The sequence below is a fragment of the Burkholderia sp. LMG 13014 genome, from assembly GCF_905232215.1.
Taxonomy (GTDB): domain Bacteria; phylum Pseudomonadota; class Gammaproteobacteria; order Burkholderiales; family Burkholderiaceae; genus Burkholderia.
Genome location: NZ_CAJNKE010000024.1, coordinates 1 through 15,846, shown reverse-complemented (window position 1 = coordinate 15,846; position 15,846 = coordinate 1). Strand labels below are relative to the sequence as shown.

The window sequence follows — 15,846 nt, the reverse complement described above, 5'->3', positions numbered from 1 at the left end:
CATTAGCCTCTTTGGCGGCGCTCGCGAGAGGAAATTGGTTTTTCAAACTGTCCGGTTCGATGTCGATCTGGACAGTTTTTATTTCCAGTTGTAGAGTCCCCTGACGGATTTCACGGGCCGGCGCCGCCGGCACGCGTCAGAGGAGCCACCGATGCTGCAGTTGAGTGACCGCGACAGCGCGATGCTGCGCGGGGATTTCGGCGAGGGCGTCGCGCGCTCGATGCGGATCGTCGTGCGCACGGCGCAAGTGATGTCCGCGCCGCACCTGATCGACATCACGTCTGCGCATATCGACGGCTGTCTTTATCACGGCCAGACCAGCCTCGACTTCGTCGAGTATTTCGTCGACACCGGCGCGAAGGTCGCGGTGCCGACCACGCTGAACGTCGGGTCGCTCGACCTGATCCATCCCGAGCTCTACCACGGCGACCGCACGATCCAGCGCGATGCGCAGCGCCTGATGGATGCGCATCTGCAACTCGGCTGCGAATCGAGCTTCACGTGCGCGCCGTACCAGTTGAAGAACCGCCCCGCGAAAGGCGAGCAGATCGCCTGGGCCGAATCGAACGCGATCGTGTTCGCGAACTCGGTGCTCGGCGCGCGGACGAGCCGGTACGGCGATTTTCTCGACCTGGCCGCGGCGATCACCGGGCGCGCGCCGTATGCGGGGCTGCATGTCGAAGCGAACCGCGCCGCGCGGATCGTGTTCAACGCGCCGGACTTCCGCCGCCTGCCGTCGCGCGATATCTATTTCGCCGCGCTTGGGCTGCTGATCGGCAGGATCGCGGGCGCGGTCGTGCCGGCGATCGTCGGGCTGCCGGCGGACACCACCGAAGACGAACTCAAGGCACTGGGTGCGGCTGCCGCGTCGAGCGGTGCCGTCGCGCTGTTCCATGCGGTCGGCGTGACCCCCGAGGCGCCCACGCTCGATGCCGCGTTGCACGGGCAAGCGGCGCAACGCACGGTCGACGTCACGATGGCCGATCTCGACGCGATTCGCCACACGCTTAACCATGGCGCGGCCGGCGACGCGCTCGTCGCGGTGGCGCTCGGCACGCCGCATTTCTCGCTGGCCGAATTCCGCACGCTCGACAGCTTGCTCGACGCGTTCGACGGCAAGCCCGCGTGCGATTTCTACGTGAACACGAGCCGGTTCATCCTGTGGGAGCTGGAGGAGGCCGGTCTCGCGGAGAAATTCGCGGCACGCGGCATCCAGATCGTCGTCGATACCTGCACGTACATCACGCCGGTGATGAAGCAACTGTCGGGGCTCGTGATGACCAATTCGGGGAAATGGGCGTCGTATGCGCCCGCGAACATCGGCGTGACGGTCGCGTACGGCAGCATGCGCGAATGCGTGCACTCGGCGTATGAAGGAAAGGTGCGATTCGATGACTGACGCGACAGGCAAGCTGTTGACGGGCGACACGCTCGTGCCGGGCAGCGCATGCGCGCTGACGTTCGTGCTCGACAAGCCGCTCAGCTTCTGGGGCGGCTACGACTCGGGCGCGGGAAAGATCGTCGATCGCGGGCATCCGCAGGCCGGCGCGAGCCTCGCCGGCAAGGTGATGGTGATGCCGCACGCGAAGGGGGCGAGTTCGAGCAGCAGCGTGCTCGCGGAGGCCGTGCGCAACGGCACGGGGCCGGTCGGGATCGTGCTGAAGGAGCGCGACCTGATCATCTCGATCGGCGCGATCGTGGCCGCCGAGCTGTATGCGATCGCGGTGCCGGTGGTGTGCGTGACCGATGACGTGTACGACGCGATCGTCGCCGCGACGGGGGACGTGCGGATCGAAGCGGGCGAGGGTGACGGTGCTGCGAGGATCTACCTTGGCAACGCGGAGCCTGACGCCGGCTTTCCCAATCCGCCTGCTGCCTCCCGGTAAGCACTCGGCGTCTGCCCGGCCCAGCGCCGGAACGCGCGCGTGAAATTGGCCGGGTCGGTGAATTGCAGCCGCTCGGCGATCGTCTTCAGGTCGAGATCCGACGCGGCGAGCAACTGCTTCGCGTCGCGAAACCGCGCTTCGTCGAGCAATTGCCGATAGCTTGAACCGGCTTCCTCCAGGCGGCGCCGCAGCGTGCGCGTCGACACGAGCAGCGCGTCGGCGAGCGTCTCCGGCCCCGGATAATCGCCGGCGCCACGTGCCAGCTCCGCGCGCACGCGCTCGACCAGATCGCCTTCCTCCTGACGCACCTGCGCATACTCGCGTTCCACCTGCACGAGCGCCTGCCGGTGCGCGACTTCGTCGGCGAGCGGCAGCGGCCAGTCGAGCACATCGCGCGCGATCCACAGCGCGTTCGCGGCACAGCCGAATTCGACTGGCGGCAACTGGTCGCGATAGCGCGCGAAATAGGGCGGCTCAGGCCACACGAATTGCAGCTTGATCGGTGGCGACGCGCGCCCGGCCCATTGCGAGATGTTCTGCGCGAGCCCCGTCAGCACGAATTCGAACATCACGTGATGCTGCAGCACCGGGCTGGCTTGCACGCCGTGCAGTTCGAGCGTCGCGCCGCGTTCGTCTTCCGCGTAGGTCAGGCGATATTGGCGGTTGCGCATCCGGAAGTAGCGCTGCGTGACGGCGAGCGCCTCGCGGATGTCCCGCGCGGTCAGTGTCGCGTAGCCGAGAAAGCCGTGCACGGTCGGCTTCAGCAGCAGCCCGAACGCGAGCCCGATGCCCGGATCGCCGCCGATCTCGATCGCGTTGAGCACGAGCCGCCCCCATTGCGACGGCGCGACGCGCGCGTCCGGTTCGGCCAATACGGCGTCGCGCAGGCCCGTGCCGGCTCGCACCGCGGCCAGATCGACACCGCGCGCGGCCAGCGCCTGCAGCAGCAGGCGCGTATAGGCGACCGGAATCGTCGGCCGGCGCAGCCCGAGGCGGTCCTTGGCGAGAGGGGAGGTCATGTCGTCTTGGCCGGAAATGACAAGCATTATGGCTGTTTGCCCCCTCACGTTCAAGGCGGCGCGCGCCTACGATGTCACGCATCGCTTATTGGCACGAATTGGCACGCTCATCATGACCACGACCTTTCCCCATCTGCTCGCCCCGCTCGATCTCGGCTTCACGACGCTGAAGAACCGCGTGCTGATGGGCTCGATGCACACGGGCCTCGAGGACAGCCGCAAGACGCTGCCGCGGCTCGCCGAATATTTCGCCGAACGCGCGCGCGGCGGCGTCGGCCTGATCGTGACGGGCGGTTTCGCGCCGAACGTGGCCGGCTGGACCAAGCCGTTCGGCGGCACGCTGATGACGTCGGCCGCCGCGCGGCGGCATCGCCAGATCACGGATGCCGTGCACGCGGAAGACGGCAAGATCGCGCTGCAGATCCTGCATACGGGCCGCTACGGCTATCACCCGTTCGCGGTCGCGCCGTCGAAGATCAAGTCGCCGATCTCGCCGTTCGCGCCGCACGAACTGAGCGCGGGCGGCGTCGAGCGGCAGATCCGCGCGTTCGTCCGCTGCGCGAAGCTCGCGCGTGAGGCCGGGTATGACGGCGTCGAGATCATGGGCTCCGAGGGCTACCTGATCAACCAGTTCATCTCGATGCATACGAACAAGCGCACCGACCAGTGGGGCGGTTCGTACGAGAACCGCATCCGGCTGCCGATCGAGATCATCGAGCGCACGCGCGAAGCGGTTGGCCGCGATTTCATCCTGATCTACCGGCTGTCGATGCTCGACCTGATTCCGGACGGCAGCGACTGGAGCGAAACCGTGCAGCTCGCGAAGGCCGTCGAGCGCGCGGGCGCGACGATCATCAACACGGGGATCGGCTGGCACGAGGCGCGTGTGCCGACGATCGCGACGTCGGTGCCGCGCGGCGCGTTCGCCTGGGTGACGAAGAAGATGAAGGGCGAGGTCGGCATTCCGCTCGTGACCACCAACCGGATCAACCGTCCCGAAGTGGCCGAGCAGATCCTCGCGGACGGCTGCGCGGACATGGTGTCGATGGCGCGCCCGCTGCTCGCGGATGCCGAGTTCGTGGTCAAGGCCGCGCAGGGCCGCGCCGACGAGATCAACACCTGCATCGGCTGCAACCAGGCGTGTCTCGATCATGCGTTCAAGAACAAGATCGCGTCGTGCTTGCTGAATCCGCGCGCGTGCCACGAGACGGAGCTGAAATACACGCCCGCCGCGCAACCGAAGCGCATCGCGGTGGTCGGCGCGGGGCCGGCCGGGCTCGCATGTTCGACCGTGCTCGCGCAGCGCGGCCATCAGGTCGACCTGTTCGACGGCGCGGCCGAGATCGGCGGCCAGTTCAACATGGCGAAGCGGATTCCGGGCAAGGAAGAGTTTCACGAAGCGCTGAGCTACTTCGGCCGCCAGGTCGAGCTGACCGGCGTGAACCTGCACCTGAACCGCCGCGTCGACGCGAGCGACCTGATCGCGGGCGGCTACGACGAGATCGTGCTCGCGACCGGCGTGGCGCCGCGCGACCCGAAGATTCCGGGGCAGGACGGGCCGAACGTGCTGAGCTACATCGACGTGCTCGCGGGCAGGCAGCCGGTCGGCCGGCGTGTCGCGGTGATCGGTGCGGGCGGGATCGGCTTCGATGTCGCCGAGTATCTGGTGCAGGAAGGTGAATCGCCGGCGCTCGATCTGGAAGAGTGGAAGGCCGAATGGGGCGTGACCGACCCGGCCGCGACGCGTGGCGGCGTGACGCGTGCACAGGTGGCGGCGCCCGCGCGTGACGTGACGCTACTGCAGCGCAAGGCCGCGCCGCTCGGCAAGGGGCTCGGCAAGACGACCGGCTGGATTCACCGCGCGACGCTGAAGATGAAGCAGGTGAAGATGATCGGCGGCGTGAACTATGAACTGATCGACGCGCGCGGGCTGCATGTGTCGTACGGCGAGCAGCGCACCGATCACGAGCTGATCGAGGCCGACACGATCGTGCTCTGCGCGGGGCAGGAGCCGCAGCGCGCGCTGCTCGCGCCGCTGCAGGCGGCCGGGCGCTCGGTGCACCTGATCGGCGGCGCGGAACTGGCCGCCGAACTCGACGCGAAGCGCGCGATCGATCAGGGCGCGCGGCTCGCGGCCCGGTTGTAACGGGCGGTTGTTGCCGCGTTCGTGCGACGTTTGTTGCGTGACGGCGCGTTGCCGGCGCGACAAACCACAATTTGCCATCTGACCCGCCGATCCGCCGATCCGCTGATCCGCGCGCACAGGCCATCAATGTAGCGGGTGTCCCGCGCCACCACGCAGCGTGGCGGCACGATCCCGGCAAGCGCGAGCGGCCGACGCCGTTCAGGCCGCCTCGGCCCGCTCTTCCTCTTCCGCGTCGAGCATCGCCTTGACGATCAGGTAGATGGCCGGCAGGTCGTCATCGTCGCGACGCCAGTCGACCGGCTCTTCGACGTCCGAGGCGACCAGGCGGCTGTCGCGCAGCCGGATGAACGCGTCGACGACGGCCGGATCGTTGCGGTTCAGGAAGCCGGCATTCGAGAATGCCAGCTCTTCGACGTTCAGCAGCGCCTGCCAGCTCATCGTGCGGACGGCCGCAGGATGGGTGCGGCGCCGCAGGCCGAGCGCCCGCTGCGCGGGGCCGCCGGCGACACGCTGCAGATCGACGACCGCCCGTTGCGCGGCGCGCTCGAAGTGGACGGGGTTGAAGCCGGGTTGCTCGGGATCGAATGCGGATGCCTGGAACATGGTCGCCTCACAAAAGTCCGTTCGTCTGTGAATGACGGAATTCGGGTCAAATGGTGCAAAAGCACTGTAAATATATACAGTGTTTGGCGCGGTTTCAAGCCCCGGATGAAGGATTTTGTGCGATGGCCATCGAAGCGGGCGGCCGCACTGGGCAGGCGAACGATCTACACCGCTGCCGCGATCGTCTCCCGCAACCACCGGTGGGCCGGATCGCGATGCACGCGTTCGTGCCACAGCATCGACATTTCGTAGCCGGGCACGTCGACGGGCGCTTCCACGACCCGCAACGCGGGCACGTCGCGCACCAGCCGCTCGGGCACCATCGCGACGAGATCGGTGCTGGCGACGGCCGACATCACGAACAGGAAGTGCGGCACCGACAGCACGACGCGCCGCGTGGCCCCCACCTTTGCGAGCGCTTCGTCGGTCACGCCGAAGAAGCCGGCACCGTCGGGCGACGTGATCACGTGCTCGAGCGTGCCGAACTGCGCGAGCGTGGGGCGCCGTTTCAGCTTCGGGTGACCGGCGCGGCCGATGAGCACGTAACGCTCGACGAACAGCGGCAGCCGCCGCATGCCGGCCGGCGATCCTTCGGTCGTGTGGAAGGCGAGGTCGATGCCATTTCGTTCGGTATCCTGCTCGATTCGTGGCGGCACAAGCTCGACGATCGCGAGCCGCGTGCCGGGGGCGGTCGAACGCAGCGTGTTCAGCGCGGGCAGGACGATCGTCGATTCGCCGTAGTCGGTTGCCGCCACGCGCCACGTGTTCTGCGCGGTGGCGGGATCGAACGGCGTGGCGGGGATCACCGCGCGTTCGATCGCTTCGATGGCGTCCCGCAACGGCTCGCGCAGCGCCTCCGCGCGCGCGGTCGGCCGCATCCCGCGCGGCCCCGGCAGCAGCAGCGGATCGCCGAACAGGTCGCGCAGCTTCTGCAACTGCACGCTCACCGACGGCTGCGACATGTTCAGCTTCTCGGCCGTGCGCGTGACGTTGTGCTCGGCGAGCAGCACGTCCAGCGTGACGAGCAGATTGAGATCGAGTCGCCTGAGATTATTCATGGCTATACCTGCAATATCGGGAATTCATTTCAAATATACCTTCGGTCGCGGCATCCTGCAGTCATTCAATCAACGGAGTACCGAACATGAATGTGCTGATCGTCTATGCCCATCCCGAACCGCGTTCGCTGACCGGCGCGTTGCGTGATTTCGCCGTCGAGCATCTCGAAGCGGCCGGCCACACGGTGCAGGTGACCGACCTGTATGCGATGAACTGGAAGGCGGCGTTCGACGCGGACGACATGACCGGGCGTGACCCGGACGCGCGTTTCGATCCGTCGAACGACTCGAAGCACGCGTTCGCAACCGGCACGCAGCGCGAAGACATCGTGCGCGAGCAGGACAAGCTGAGGTGGGCCGATGCGGTGATCCTGCAGTTCCCGCTGTGGTGGTTCTCGATGCCGGCGATCATGAAGGGCTGGTTCGAGCGCGTGTACGCGTGCGGCTTTGCCTACGGGGTCGGCGAGCATTCCGACACGCATTGGGGCAATCGTTATGGCGAAGGTTCGTTTGCCGGCAAGCGCGCGATGCTCATCGTCACGGCAGGCGGGTGGCAATCGCATTACAGCCCGCGCGGCATCAACGGACCGATCGACGACGTGCTGTTCCCGATCCAGCACGGGATGCTGTATTACCCGGGCTTCTCCGTGCTGCCGCCGTTCGTGATCTACCGGGCGGGGAAGATGAACGAGGCGCGCTTCGACGAAACGCGTGCGGCGCTTGGCAAGCACCTGGACGAACTGTGGACGACGCAGCCGATTCCGTTCCGGCGGCAGAACGCGGGCGATTACGAGATCCCGGCGTTGACGCTGAAGGACGAAATCGCACCGGGGAAGGTGGGCTATGCGGCGCATCTGGCGCACGAGTATTGATGACGCATGGCAGGCCCGCGCGAGAAGGCGGCGCGCGGGCATGTCGACACCTGCGCCCGAATCAAGTAGTTTCCGGAGATCGACGCGATTCGTCTGCACAATAGGCCGGCATGGCCCGCGCAGCGAATCGGTCTCGACGGAGAACAGCAACGATGACTTTCGAACCACCGGGCCAGGCAGAACCGATCGATGACAACCGCGCCGTCCTGCTGATCACGCTCGAAGCCGGCGGCTATCTGACGGAGGAGCAGGCGGCGCGTGTCACCCAGCGTCTGAGGGACGCACCGGCCGAGTTTCCCGATACCGATTCGGCGCGCAACATGCTCGACTGGCTGATCGCCGAGGGCTACACGACGGCGGACGCCGAGGCGAAAGCGACGCATGAGCTGCTGGACGGCAGCTACGCGAGCGCCGACGAGAAACTCGTCCTGATGACGATGCTGGAGGAGATCGATCCGCCCCGGTTCAAACAACGTCTGGATGAAACGGTTGCGTCGATCCGGCGCGAGCAAAAGAAGAAGCAGATGCTGATCGGCTTCGGCGGCCTGGCTGCCGCGCTGGCGGTGGGCGCCTACCTGTTGTGGCCCGCATCGGCGCCCGCGTGCGGCGCGTCCAGCACCACCACGGCGCTGAATTCGCTGTTGTTCGACGCGCGCAGGGACATGATGCGCAAGAACCCGATGCAGATGCTCGAGCAGGGCAGCAAGTCGTTTCCGCACGTCAGCAACCCGCGTGAAGTCGGCTACGACGAGGCCAATCGCGCGCGCGGCTGCCTGGTGGACGTGAGTATCGCCGACGAGCACGCGACGATCGGCTATGTGGTCCGGCACGACGACAAGGACAAGAGCGCCTTTGTCGTGCAGATGTTCCCGCCCGAATACGTGACGGTTCGCTACAGCGCGCAGGGCCTCGATCCGAAGCTCGGCGCACCGCTCGGCCGCGACGTCATCAGCACGGCTTTCATGGCGGGCGTCGCGCAACTCGACAAGGCGGTGTCGGCGCGCATGCCGAGCTACGGCAAGCCGATGTTCGGCGACGACAAGCCGACGACGCTGGCGAGCAGCGTGCTGGGCGTCATGCCGGCCGCCGACTGCCGGCAGATCGACGGCGACCATGTGTCGTGTCCGCTGCTGATCGATTATCGCGACCGGCTGCTCGGCGCGATCGGCGCGCCGTCGATGCTGCAGTTGAAGGGCGATTTCACGTTCGTCAAGGACGGCAACGGCTGGAAAACCGCCGACGATTTCGACAAGACACTGATGGAAGCGATCGTCGCGCGACGCGTCGCGAAAGTGTACGGCGACGAAGTCGCCGACAAGATGGAGGCGCAGAAGCAGAAGTAGGTCACGCGGCAACCCGATCCACCGCTGCGAATGATGAAATGAAACGGGCGGCCCGCGAGGCAATCGCGGGCCGCCCGTGTTTTCAGTGCTCGACCGCCTGCTTAGCGATCGTCTTCCCGCACCGAAGACGGATGCCGGCACAGCGCCCGCACTTCCATCTCCATATACGGGAACAGCGGCAGCTGGCTCAGCAGGTCATGCAGTTGCTGCACGCTTTCGACGTCGAAGATGCTGACGTTTGCATACTGCCCGGCGATCCGCCACAGATGCCGCCAGGTCCCTTCGTTCATCAGCCGCTGGCACATCGCCTTTTCTTCCGCCTTCAGCGTGGCCGCCTTGACCGGATCCATGTCCGTCGGCAGACGGACGGTCATTTCCACATGAAACAGCATCCTGCACTCCTTGCGTTATCGGTTCGTCGAATCGGAAGGCCGCTCACGCCTGCGCGCGGGCCCGCTCGACGTCGCTGCCCGGCACGTCCTGCTTTTCCTTGAGCAGCGAGAAATCGAAGTCGATCAGCGCGAACTGCCCGTCGACGCCATACGGCTTGCCTTCCGCGCCTTCGGCCTGCTTCACCGGCGGGATCAACCCGTCGCGCGTCGCGAAGGCGAAGTCGTCCCACAGATGCGGATCGCCATCGATGTTGATCTGCGTCGTCAGCTTACGATAACCGTCCGCCGAAACGAAGAAGTGAATGTGCGCCGGACGATGGCCGTGGCGGCCGAGCTGGTCGAGCAGCTGCTCGGTCTTGCTGCCCGGCGGCACGCTGTAGCCGACCGGCAGCACGCTGCGGAAGCTGTAGCGGCCGTCGGCATCGGTGCGGATAGAGCGGCGCAGGTTGAACGCGGGCTGCGATTGATCGAAGTACGAGTAGTTGCCGAGATGGTTCGCGTGCCACACCTCGACCAGCGCGTTCGCGAGCGGCGCGCCGTCCTGGCCGAGCACCTGGCCGCGCATGATGAGCGTCTGGCCCGGATCGGTGCCGTCGTCCAGACGCGCATGGCCGACCGATTCCGGCGCACCGGCGACATACAGCGGCCCTTCGATCGTGCGCGGCGTGCCGCCCTGGATGCCGGCCTTTTCCTCGGCTTCGTCCATGCGCACGTCGAGGAAGCGCTCGAGGCCGAGGCCCGCGGCGATCAGCCCGAATTCGCGGCCGGCTTCGTTCAGGTAGTTCAGCGCCGTCCAGAATTCGCTCGGCTGCACGTCGAAGTCCTCGATCGTGTAGCAGATGTCCTGCACGATCCGGTTGACGATCGCGCGCACGCGCGGGTTGCCCGGCTTCTCGGCGGCGTCGTCGAAGGTCTTCAGCAGTGCGTCGATGGCTTGCTTGTTCATCTGTGTCTCCGGTTTCGGTTGTCGTGTGGGGTCAGCGGGCGTCGCGTCGCATCCGTTCGATGCGGGCCCAGTCGAAGGTGATGCCGAGGCCGGGCGCTGCCGGCAGGTGCAGCTTGAAATCCTCGTAACGCAGCGGCTCGACGAGGATTTCCTCGGTGAGCAGCAGCGGGCCGAACAGTTCGGTGCCCCATTTCAGCGAGTCGAACGTGCTGAACAGTTGCGCGGACGCCATCGTGCCGGCCGCACCCTCGAGCATCGTGCCGCCGTACAGTTCGATGCCGGCCGCCGCGGCGATCGACGCGACGCTCGCCGCGCCCTGCAGGCCGCCCGATTGCGCGATCTTTACCGCGAACACGTCGGCCGCGCGGTCTTGCGCGAGCGCGAACGCATCGACGGGGCCGTGCAGCGCCTCGTCGGCCATGATCGGTACCTGCGCGAGTTGCGTGAGGCGTTTCAGCCCCGCGCGGTTGGTCGCGGCGATCGGCTGCTCGACGAGGCTCACGCCGGCTTCCGCCAGCCGTGCGCCGGCCCAGATCGCGTCGGTTTCGCTCCATGCCTGGTTCACGTCGACGCGCACGTCGCCGCGCTCGCCGAGCGCGCGTTTGATCGCGATCACGTGCGCGACGTCGTCGGCCACGGCGTTCGAGCCGATCTTCAGCTTGAACGCGCGGTGGCGGCGCGCGTCGAGCATCGCTTCGGCTTCCGCGATGTCGCGCTGCGTGTCGCCGCTCGCCAGCGTCCAGGCGACGTCCACCGCATCGGTCCGGCGGCCGCCGAACAGCTCGGACAGCGGCACGCCGAGGCGGCGCGCCTGCGCATCGAACAGCGCGGTCTCGATCGCGCATTTTGCGAATCGGTTGCCCTGGAACAGCTTGCGGGCGCGCGCCAGCGCGGCGCCCGGACGCGTCGCATCCATGCCCTGCAGCAGCGGTGCGAAGTAGGTGTCGATGTTGACCTTGATGCTTTCGGGGCTCTCCTCGCCATACGCGAGACCGCCGATGGTCGTCGCCTCGCCGACGCCTTCGATACCGTCCGTGCATCGAACACGCACCAGCACGAGGGTCTGGCAATTCATCGTGGCGACCGACAATTTGTGGGGCCGAATCGTTGGCACGTCGACGAGCAGCGTCTCGATGCGTTCGATGGTGGCGGCAGTTGCTATCATGCGATTCCTCCTGTTGGTGCACATGGTAGGAATTCCCGCCCCGCGTCGTCCAACACTCTTTCCGACTACTTCCATACCTTTGAGGCATGAAATGGAATTGCGTCAGCTCCGCTACTTCATCGCCGTCGCCGAGGAAATGAACATCACGCGGGCGGCGGAGCGGCTGCACATGACGCAGCCGCCGCTGAGCCGCCAGCTCCAGGCGATCGAGGACGAGATCGGGTTGCCGCTGTTCGAGCGAGGTGCACGGCCGCTGAAACTGACGGATGCGGGGCGCGTGTTCTATGCGCAGGCGAAGCGCCTCGTCGACCAGGCCGACGAGCTCGGCCCGCTGACGCGGCGGCTCGCGCAATCGTCGGAGCGGATCGTGATCGGCTTCGTGCCGTCGACGCTGTACGGCGCGCTGCCGGACGTGATCCGCGCGTTTCGCGAGGCGCAGCCGGACGTCGAGCTGTCGCTGATCGAAATGTTCACGCTCGAACAGCTCGGCGCGTTGAAGGGCGGGCGGATCGACGTGGGGTTCGGCCGGCTGCGGTTCGACGACGATCAACTGGTGCGCGAGGCGCTGATCGAGGAAAAGCTGATCGCGGCGCTGCCGGTCGGGCATCCGCTTGCCGATCCGGCCCGGCCGCTGACGCTCGCGGATATCGCGAACGAGACGCTGATCGTCTATCCGAGCACGCCGCGGCCGAGCTTTGCCGATCAGCAGCTGTCCGCGTTGCGCGACGGCGCGCTGGTGCCGGCGGCCGTCCACGAGGTGCGCGAGCTGCAGACGGCGCTCGGGCTCGTGGCAGCGCAGGTGGGCGTGTCGCTGGTGCCGGAGAGTGTGGAGGGTGTACGCGTGAAGGGGGTGGTCTACCGGCGGTTGCCGGAGCCGGCCGCGACGTCGCCGATCATCATGAGCCGCCGGCTGCACGGCGAAAGCGCCGCCACGGCTGCGTTTTGCGCGATTGCACGGGAGATGATCGTGCCGGCGGCGTAACGATCGTCATTGCTTCCATAAATCGCAACTAACGGTCTGTTTCGGCAGGCGCAGGCACATGCGGGGAGGGTATCGCGGTCTCATGCCCTGTCGTGTCAGGTCTTTGACGGTTACGCAAGCCGCCGGGCGCGCGAGCATGCGCGACGGCGCTACCGCTTCCCGTCGAGCGTTTCCGACGGCGATTCCCCGAACTTTTCCCGATAGGCGATCGCGAACCGCCCCAGGTGTGTAAACCCGCAATCGAGCGCGACATCGGCGATCCGCCGGTCGGACGTCGCGCCGCGCAGCAGCTCGCGTGCATGGTCGAGCCGCGTCGCGCGCAGGTATTGCATCGGGCTCATCCCGCGGAACTGCAGGAACGCGTCGCGCAGCGTCCGTTCCGGCACGTTGGCGGCCTGGACGATATCGGCGAGTTGCAGCGGCTGCGCGTAGTGCGCGTTCACGAACTCCTGCGCGCGCCGCACGAAGCCCGGCGCCGGGTCGCGGTGCGACGCCTGCAGCACGGACGGCGGGTGGCCTTCGATCAGCAGGTCGATCAGCAGGTGCTCGAGCTGCGATGCGACGCGTGGGTTCGCGTTCGCGCGTTCGAGCAGTTCGGGCGAGCGTGCGACGAGCATCAGTTGCTGGCGCCACGCGGCGAGCGCGGCGTCGCTGACATGCAGCACGGGATCGAGCGTCGCGCGCGGGTCGCCGGTCAGCGAGCCGACGGTCGCCGCGTCGATGCGCAGCACGAACTGCTCGCAATCGGCGGACAGCACCGCGTCGAAGCGTTCGCCGGGCGCACACAGCACGCCGGTCTGGCCGTCGACGCCGAGCTGCCGCCCCATCGCGCGCACTTCGGCCTGGCCGGACAGGCAGAACATCAGCAGGTAATAGCCGTCGACCGCGTCGACCTGCACGCGCATCGCGTCGCCGAATGCGATCGTGCCGATCCCGAGCCCGCCGAGCCTGACGAAATCCATGTGCGACGCACCCCGCGTGCGGCCGCTCGGCAGCAGCGCATGCGGCTGCATCACGCGCGAGATCCGCTCGCGCGTCTCGTCGAGATCGCGGGATTCGAACAGCCGGTGCGCGCGCAGCGCGAACGGCTCGAACGACGTTGGGGACATGGGCCTCAGCCTTGGTATGGGCGACATGCGCGTCGATCCGATCAATGGGTCGCGATCGTGCGCCGGGTCGTGTGTGCCGTCATGCTAGCGCAGAAATCCGCCGAAAGTGGATATTGCACCGCCGCAATCGCACTTTCCGGATAGACGGCGAATATTAGCTTTTCAAAAATCGGCTCCATGCATTCAACGAAACGGATCGACCAGGAGTCCGACATGGAGCAGACAGAATCGCCCGTCGTTTTCGCCGCCCGCGGCGACGCGTCCGACGTGACCTTCCCGCACGAAGACGGCTCGCGCGTGCCGTACAAGGTGTTCAGCTCGCGCGCGGTCTACGATCGCGAGCAGGAGCGGATCTTTCGCGGCCCGACGTGGAACTTCGTCGCGCTGGAAGCGGAAATCCCGAACGCCGGCGACTTCAAGAGCACGTTCGTCGGCGATACGCCGGTGGTCGTCACGCGTACCGAGGACGGCACGCTGTCCGCGTGGGTGAACCGCTGCGCGCACCGCGGCGCGCAGGTGTGCCGCAAGTCGCGCGGCAACGCGAGCTCGCACACGTGCGTCTATCACCAGTGGAGCTTCGACAATTCGGGCAACCTGCTCGGCGTGCCGTTCCGGCGCGGCCAGAAGGGGATGTCCGGGATGCCGGCCGACTTCGACCCGAAGCAGCACGGGCTGCGCAAGCTGCGCGTCGACAGCTATCGCGGGCTCGTGTTCGCCACCTTCAGCGACGACGTGATGCCGCTGCCCGACTATCTCGGCGAGCAGATGCGCCCGTGGATCGACCGGATCTTCCACAAGCCGATCGAGTATCTCGGCTGTACGCGCCAGTATTCGAAGTCGAACTGGAAGCTGTACATGGAGAACGTGAAGGATCCGTATCACGCGAGCATGCTGCACCTGTTCCATACGACCTTCAACATCTTCCGCGTCGGGATGAAGGCGCGCTCGATTCCGGATGAGAACCACGGGCTGCACAGCATCATCACGGTGACGAAGACCGGTGACGACACGTCGGCCGCCTACAAGCAGCAGAACATCCGTTCGTTCGACGAAGGCTTCCATCTGGAAGACGAATCGATCCTCGATCTCGTGTCGGAATACGACGAGGACTGCACGAACCATATCCAGCCGATCTTCCCGCAGCTCGTGATCCAGCAGATCCACAACACGCTGGTCGCACGCCAGATCCTGCCGAAAGGCCCCGACAACTTCGAACTGATCTTCCACTTCTTCGGCTACACGGACGATACGCCCGAGCTGCGCGCGCTGCGCATCAAGCAGGCGAACCTCGTCGGGCCGGCCGGCTATATCTCGATGGAGGACACGGAGGCGACCGAGCTCGTGCAGCGCGGCACGGTGCGCGACGGCGACGCGACGTCGGTGATCGAGATGTCGCGCGGCAATCCGGACCAGCAGGACACGGTGATCACCGAAAGCCTGATCCGCAAGTTCTGGGTCGGCTACCAGAAGCTGATGGGCTATTGAAGCGGGAGCGCGGAACGATGGAAAACCTGACGGAAGACATGAAGACGTGGTTCGAGATTTACATGCTCCAGAACCGCTATATCGGGCACCTCGACAACAACCGGCTCGAAGCATGGCCGACGATGTTCACCGAGGACTGCACATACGAAATCGTGCCGAAGGAAAACGCCGACCTCGGGCTGCCGGTCGGGATCGTCCACTGCACGAACCAGCGGATGCTGCGCGACCGCGTGGTGTCGCTGCGGCACGCGAACATCTACGAAGAGCATACGTACCGGCACATGACGTCGGGCCTGACGATCGTTGCGGAACGTGACGGCGAGATCGACACGGAGAGCAACTACGTCGTCGTGCAGACGCGTAGCAATGGTGAATCGAACGTGTACCAGGCCGGCAAGTACTACGACACGGTCGTGCGCACGCCGGACGGGCTGCGCTACAAGACCAAGCGGGTGATCTACGACACGTCGCGCGTGCAGACGCTGCTCGCCACGCCGATCTGATACGCAAGCAAGGAACAGACATGACCGAAGCAACGCTTACCGAGTGGCATTCGCTCGGCGCTTTCGACGAATTCTCCGAAGACGAACCGGCGGCGCGCGTCGCCGGCCAGAAGCCGATCGCCGTGTTCCGGATCGGCGACGAACTGTTCGCGATGCACGACCTCTGCACGCACGGCCATGCGCGGCTGTCCGAAGGCTATGTGGAGGATGGCTGCGTTGAATGCCCGCTGCACCAGGGGCTGATCGACATTCGCACCGGCGCGCCGAAATGCGCGCCGATCACCGAGCCGGTGCGGACCTATCCGATCCGGATCGTCGACGGGCAGGTGGAAGTCAA

General features: G+C 66.3%; 16 protein-coding genes. 9 read left to right on the top strand and 7 right to left on the bottom strand.

The features are described from left to right. Nucleotides 1-151: 151 nt before the first annotated feature. Together JYJ84_RS05575 and JYJ84_RS05570 are read left to right on the top strand one after the other, a co-directional pair. Nucleotides 152-1,399 carry an aconitase X gene (locus JYJ84_RS05575; RefSeq protein WP_175221746.1) on the top strand — a complete coding sequence of 416 codons (1,248 nt, stop codon included), beginning with the start codon at nucleotides 152-154 and terminating at the stop codon, nucleotides 1,397-1,399. Then, nucleotides 1,392-1,886, top strand: a complete 495-nt coding sequence (locus JYJ84_RS05570; RefSeq protein ID WP_175221747.1) for an aconitase X swivel domain-containing protein — start codon at nucleotides 1,392-1,394, stop codon at nucleotides 1,884-1,886. The genes JYJ84_RS05575 and JYJ84_RS05570 overlap by 8 nt, the downstream gene beginning before the upstream one ends. On the opposite strand, the gene JYJ84_RS05565 is transcribed toward JYJ84_RS05570, so the two are convergent. Further along, nucleotides 1,826-2,932 carry an AraC family transcriptional regulator gene (locus JYJ84_RS05565; protein ID WP_175221748.1) on the bottom strand — a complete coding sequence of 369 codons (1,107 nt, stop codon included), beginning with the start codon at nucleotides 2,930-2,932 and terminating at the stop codon, nucleotides 1,826-1,828. The genes JYJ84_RS05570 and JYJ84_RS05565 overlap by 61 nt on opposite strands. Nucleotides 2,933-3,017: 85 nt before the next feature. Here JYJ84_RS05565 and JYJ84_RS05560 point away from each other — a divergent pair, with 85 nt between their 5' ends. After that, a complete protein-coding gene (locus JYJ84_RS05560; protein WP_175221749.1) occupies nucleotides 3,018-5,051 on the top strand; it encodes an NADPH-dependent 2,4-dienoyl-CoA reductase in 2,034 nt (677 codons plus the stop codon). A gap of 198 nt (nucleotides 5,052-5,249) precedes the next feature. On the opposite strand, the gene JYJ84_RS05555 is transcribed toward JYJ84_RS05560, so the two are convergent. Next, nucleotides 5,250-5,654 (bottom strand): DUF2471 family protein, encoded by a 405-nt coding sequence (locus tag JYJ84_RS05555; RefSeq protein ID WP_122949076.1) that lies wholly within the window; start codon nucleotides 5,652-5,654, stop codon nucleotides 5,250-5,252. A gap of 164 nt (nucleotides 5,655-5,818) precedes the next feature. Next, nucleotides 5,819-6,712 (bottom strand): LysR family transcriptional regulator, encoded by an 894-nt coding sequence (locus JYJ84_RS05550; RefSeq protein ID WP_174958207.1) that lies wholly within the window; start codon nucleotides 6,710-6,712, stop codon nucleotides 5,819-5,821. A gap of 86 nt (nucleotides 6,713-6,798) precedes the next feature. Between JYJ84_RS05550 and JYJ84_RS05545 the strand changes: the two genes are divergently transcribed. After that, nucleotides 6,799-7,584, top strand: coding sequence for an NAD(P)H-dependent oxidoreductase (locus JYJ84_RS05545; RefSeq protein ID WP_122949078.1), 786 nt, complete (start codon nucleotides 6,799-6,801; stop codon nucleotides 7,582-7,584). Nucleotides 7,585-7,736: 152 nt separating this feature from the next. Further along, the gene (locus JYJ84_RS05540) at nucleotides 7,737-8,927 is read left to right on the top strand and encodes a hypothetical protein (RefSeq protein WP_175221750.1); all 1,191 of its coding nucleotides are present in this window, start codon (nucleotides 7,737-7,739) and stop codon (nucleotides 8,925-8,927) included. A gap of 101 nt (nucleotides 8,928-9,028) precedes the next feature. Here JYJ84_RS05540 and catC read toward each other — a convergent pair whose 3' ends face one another. Genes catC through JYJ84_RS05525 form a run of 3 tightly spaced genes read right to left on the bottom strand, consistent with a single transcriptional unit; the run spans nucleotide 9,029 to nucleotide 11,430 of the window. Then, nucleotides 9,029-9,319 (bottom strand): muconolactone Delta-isomerase, encoded by a 291-nt coding sequence (catC, locus tag JYJ84_RS05535; protein WP_011355923.1) that lies wholly within the window; start codon nucleotides 9,317-9,319, stop codon nucleotides 9,029-9,031. 43 nt (nucleotides 9,320-9,362) lie between these two features. Further along, nucleotides 9,363-10,265 carry a catechol 1,2-dioxygenase gene (gene catA, locus JYJ84_RS05530; protein ID WP_122949080.1) on the bottom strand — a complete coding sequence of 301 codons (903 nt, stop codon included), beginning with the start codon at nucleotides 10,263-10,265 and terminating at the stop codon, nucleotides 9,363-9,365. 31 nt (nucleotides 10,266-10,296) lie between these two features. Further along, a complete protein-coding gene (locus JYJ84_RS05525; RefSeq protein ID WP_043177967.1) occupies nucleotides 10,297-11,430 on the bottom strand; it encodes a muconate/chloromuconate family cycloisomerase in 1,134 nt (377 codons plus the stop codon). Nucleotides 11,431-11,521: 91 nt separating this feature from the next. Between JYJ84_RS05525 and JYJ84_RS05520 the strand changes: the two genes are divergently transcribed. Beyond that, nucleotides 11,522-12,412, top strand: a complete 891-nt coding sequence (locus tag JYJ84_RS05520) for a LysR family transcriptional regulator (RefSeq protein ID WP_122949081.1) — start codon at nucleotides 11,522-11,524, stop codon at nucleotides 12,410-12,412. A 149-nt stretch (nucleotides 12,413-12,561) separates the two neighbouring features. On the opposite strand, the gene andR is transcribed toward JYJ84_RS05520, so the two are convergent. Continuing rightward, nucleotides 12,562-13,521, bottom strand: a complete 960-nt coding sequence (andR, locus tag JYJ84_RS05515; protein ID WP_175221751.1) for an anthranilate 1,2-dioxygenase regulatory protein AndR — start codon at nucleotides 13,519-13,521, stop codon at nucleotides 12,562-12,564. A 213-nt stretch (nucleotides 13,522-13,734) separates the two neighbouring features. Between andR and andAc the strand changes: the two genes are divergently transcribed. The 3 genes from andAc to andAb form a co-directional block, all read left to right on the top strand. Beyond that, nucleotides 13,735-15,006 (top strand): anthranilate 1,2-dioxygenase large subunit AndAc, encoded by a 1,272-nt coding sequence (gene andAc / locus JYJ84_RS05510; protein ID WP_175221752.1) that lies wholly within the window; start codon nucleotides 13,735-13,737, stop codon nucleotides 15,004-15,006. A gap of 17 nt (nucleotides 15,007-15,023) precedes the next feature. Then, nucleotides 15,024-15,509, top strand: coding sequence for an anthranilate 1,2-dioxygenase small subunit AndAd (gene andAd / locus JYJ84_RS05505; RefSeq protein WP_059521536.1), 486 nt, complete (start codon nucleotides 15,024-15,026; stop codon nucleotides 15,507-15,509). A 20-nt stretch (nucleotides 15,510-15,529) separates the two neighbouring features. Beyond that, on the top strand, nucleotides 15,530-15,846 hold a 317-nt coding region (gene andAb, locus JYJ84_RS05500; protein ID WP_205189129.1), incomplete at its 3' end, for an anthranilate 1,2-dioxygenase ferredoxin subunit AndAb.

Coding starts and splice junctions, on each gene's coding strand:
- JYJ84_RS05575 (WP_175221746.1), top strand. CDS start 152: ATGCTGCAGTTGAGTGACCGCGACAGCGCGATGCTGCGCGGGGATTTC.
- JYJ84_RS05570 (WP_175221747.1), top strand. CDS start 1,392: ATGACTGACGCGACAGGCAAGCTGTTGACGGGCGACACGCTCGTGCCG.
- JYJ84_RS05565 (WP_175221748.1), bottom strand. CDS start 2,932: ATGCTTGTCATTTCCGGCCAAGACGACATGACCTCCCCTCTCGCCAAG.
- JYJ84_RS05560 (WP_175221749.1), top strand. CDS start 3,018: ATGACCACGACCTTTCCCCATCTGCTCGCCCCGCTCGATCTCGGCTTC.
- JYJ84_RS05555 (WP_122949076.1), bottom strand. CDS start 5,654: ATGTTCCAGGCATCCGCATTCGATCCCGAGCAACCCGGCTTCAACCCC.
- JYJ84_RS05550 (WP_174958207.1), bottom strand. CDS start 6,712: ATGAATAATCTCAGGCGACTCGATCTCAATCTGCTCGTCACGCTGGAC.
- JYJ84_RS05545 (WP_122949078.1), top strand. CDS start 6,799: ATGAATGTGCTGATCGTCTATGCCCATCCCGAACCGCGTTCGCTGACC.
- JYJ84_RS05540 (WP_175221750.1), top strand. CDS start 7,737: ATGACTTTCGAACCACCGGGCCAGGCAGAACCGATCGATGACAACCGC.
- catC (WP_011355923.1), bottom strand. CDS start 9,319: ATGCTGTTTCATGTGGAAATGACCGTCCGTCTGCCGACGGACATGGAT.
- catA (WP_122949080.1), bottom strand. CDS start 10,265: ATGAACAAGCAAGCCATCGACGCACTGCTGAAGACCTTCGACGACGCC.
- JYJ84_RS05525 (WP_043177967.1), bottom strand. CDS start 11,430: ATGATAGCAACTGCCGCCACCATCGAACGCATCGAGACGCTGCTCGTC.
- JYJ84_RS05520 (WP_122949081.1), top strand. CDS start 11,522: ATGGAATTGCGTCAGCTCCGCTACTTCATCGCCGTCGCCGAGGAAATG.
- andR (WP_175221751.1), bottom strand. CDS start 13,521: ATGTCCCCAACGTCGTTCGAGCCGTTCGCGCTGCGCGCGCACCGGCTG.
- andAc (WP_175221752.1), top strand. CDS start 13,735: ATGGAGCAGACAGAATCGCCCGTCGTTTTCGCCGCCCGCGGCGACGCG.
- andAd (WP_059521536.1), top strand. CDS start 15,024: ATGGAAAACCTGACGGAAGACATGAAGACGTGGTTCGAGATTTACATG.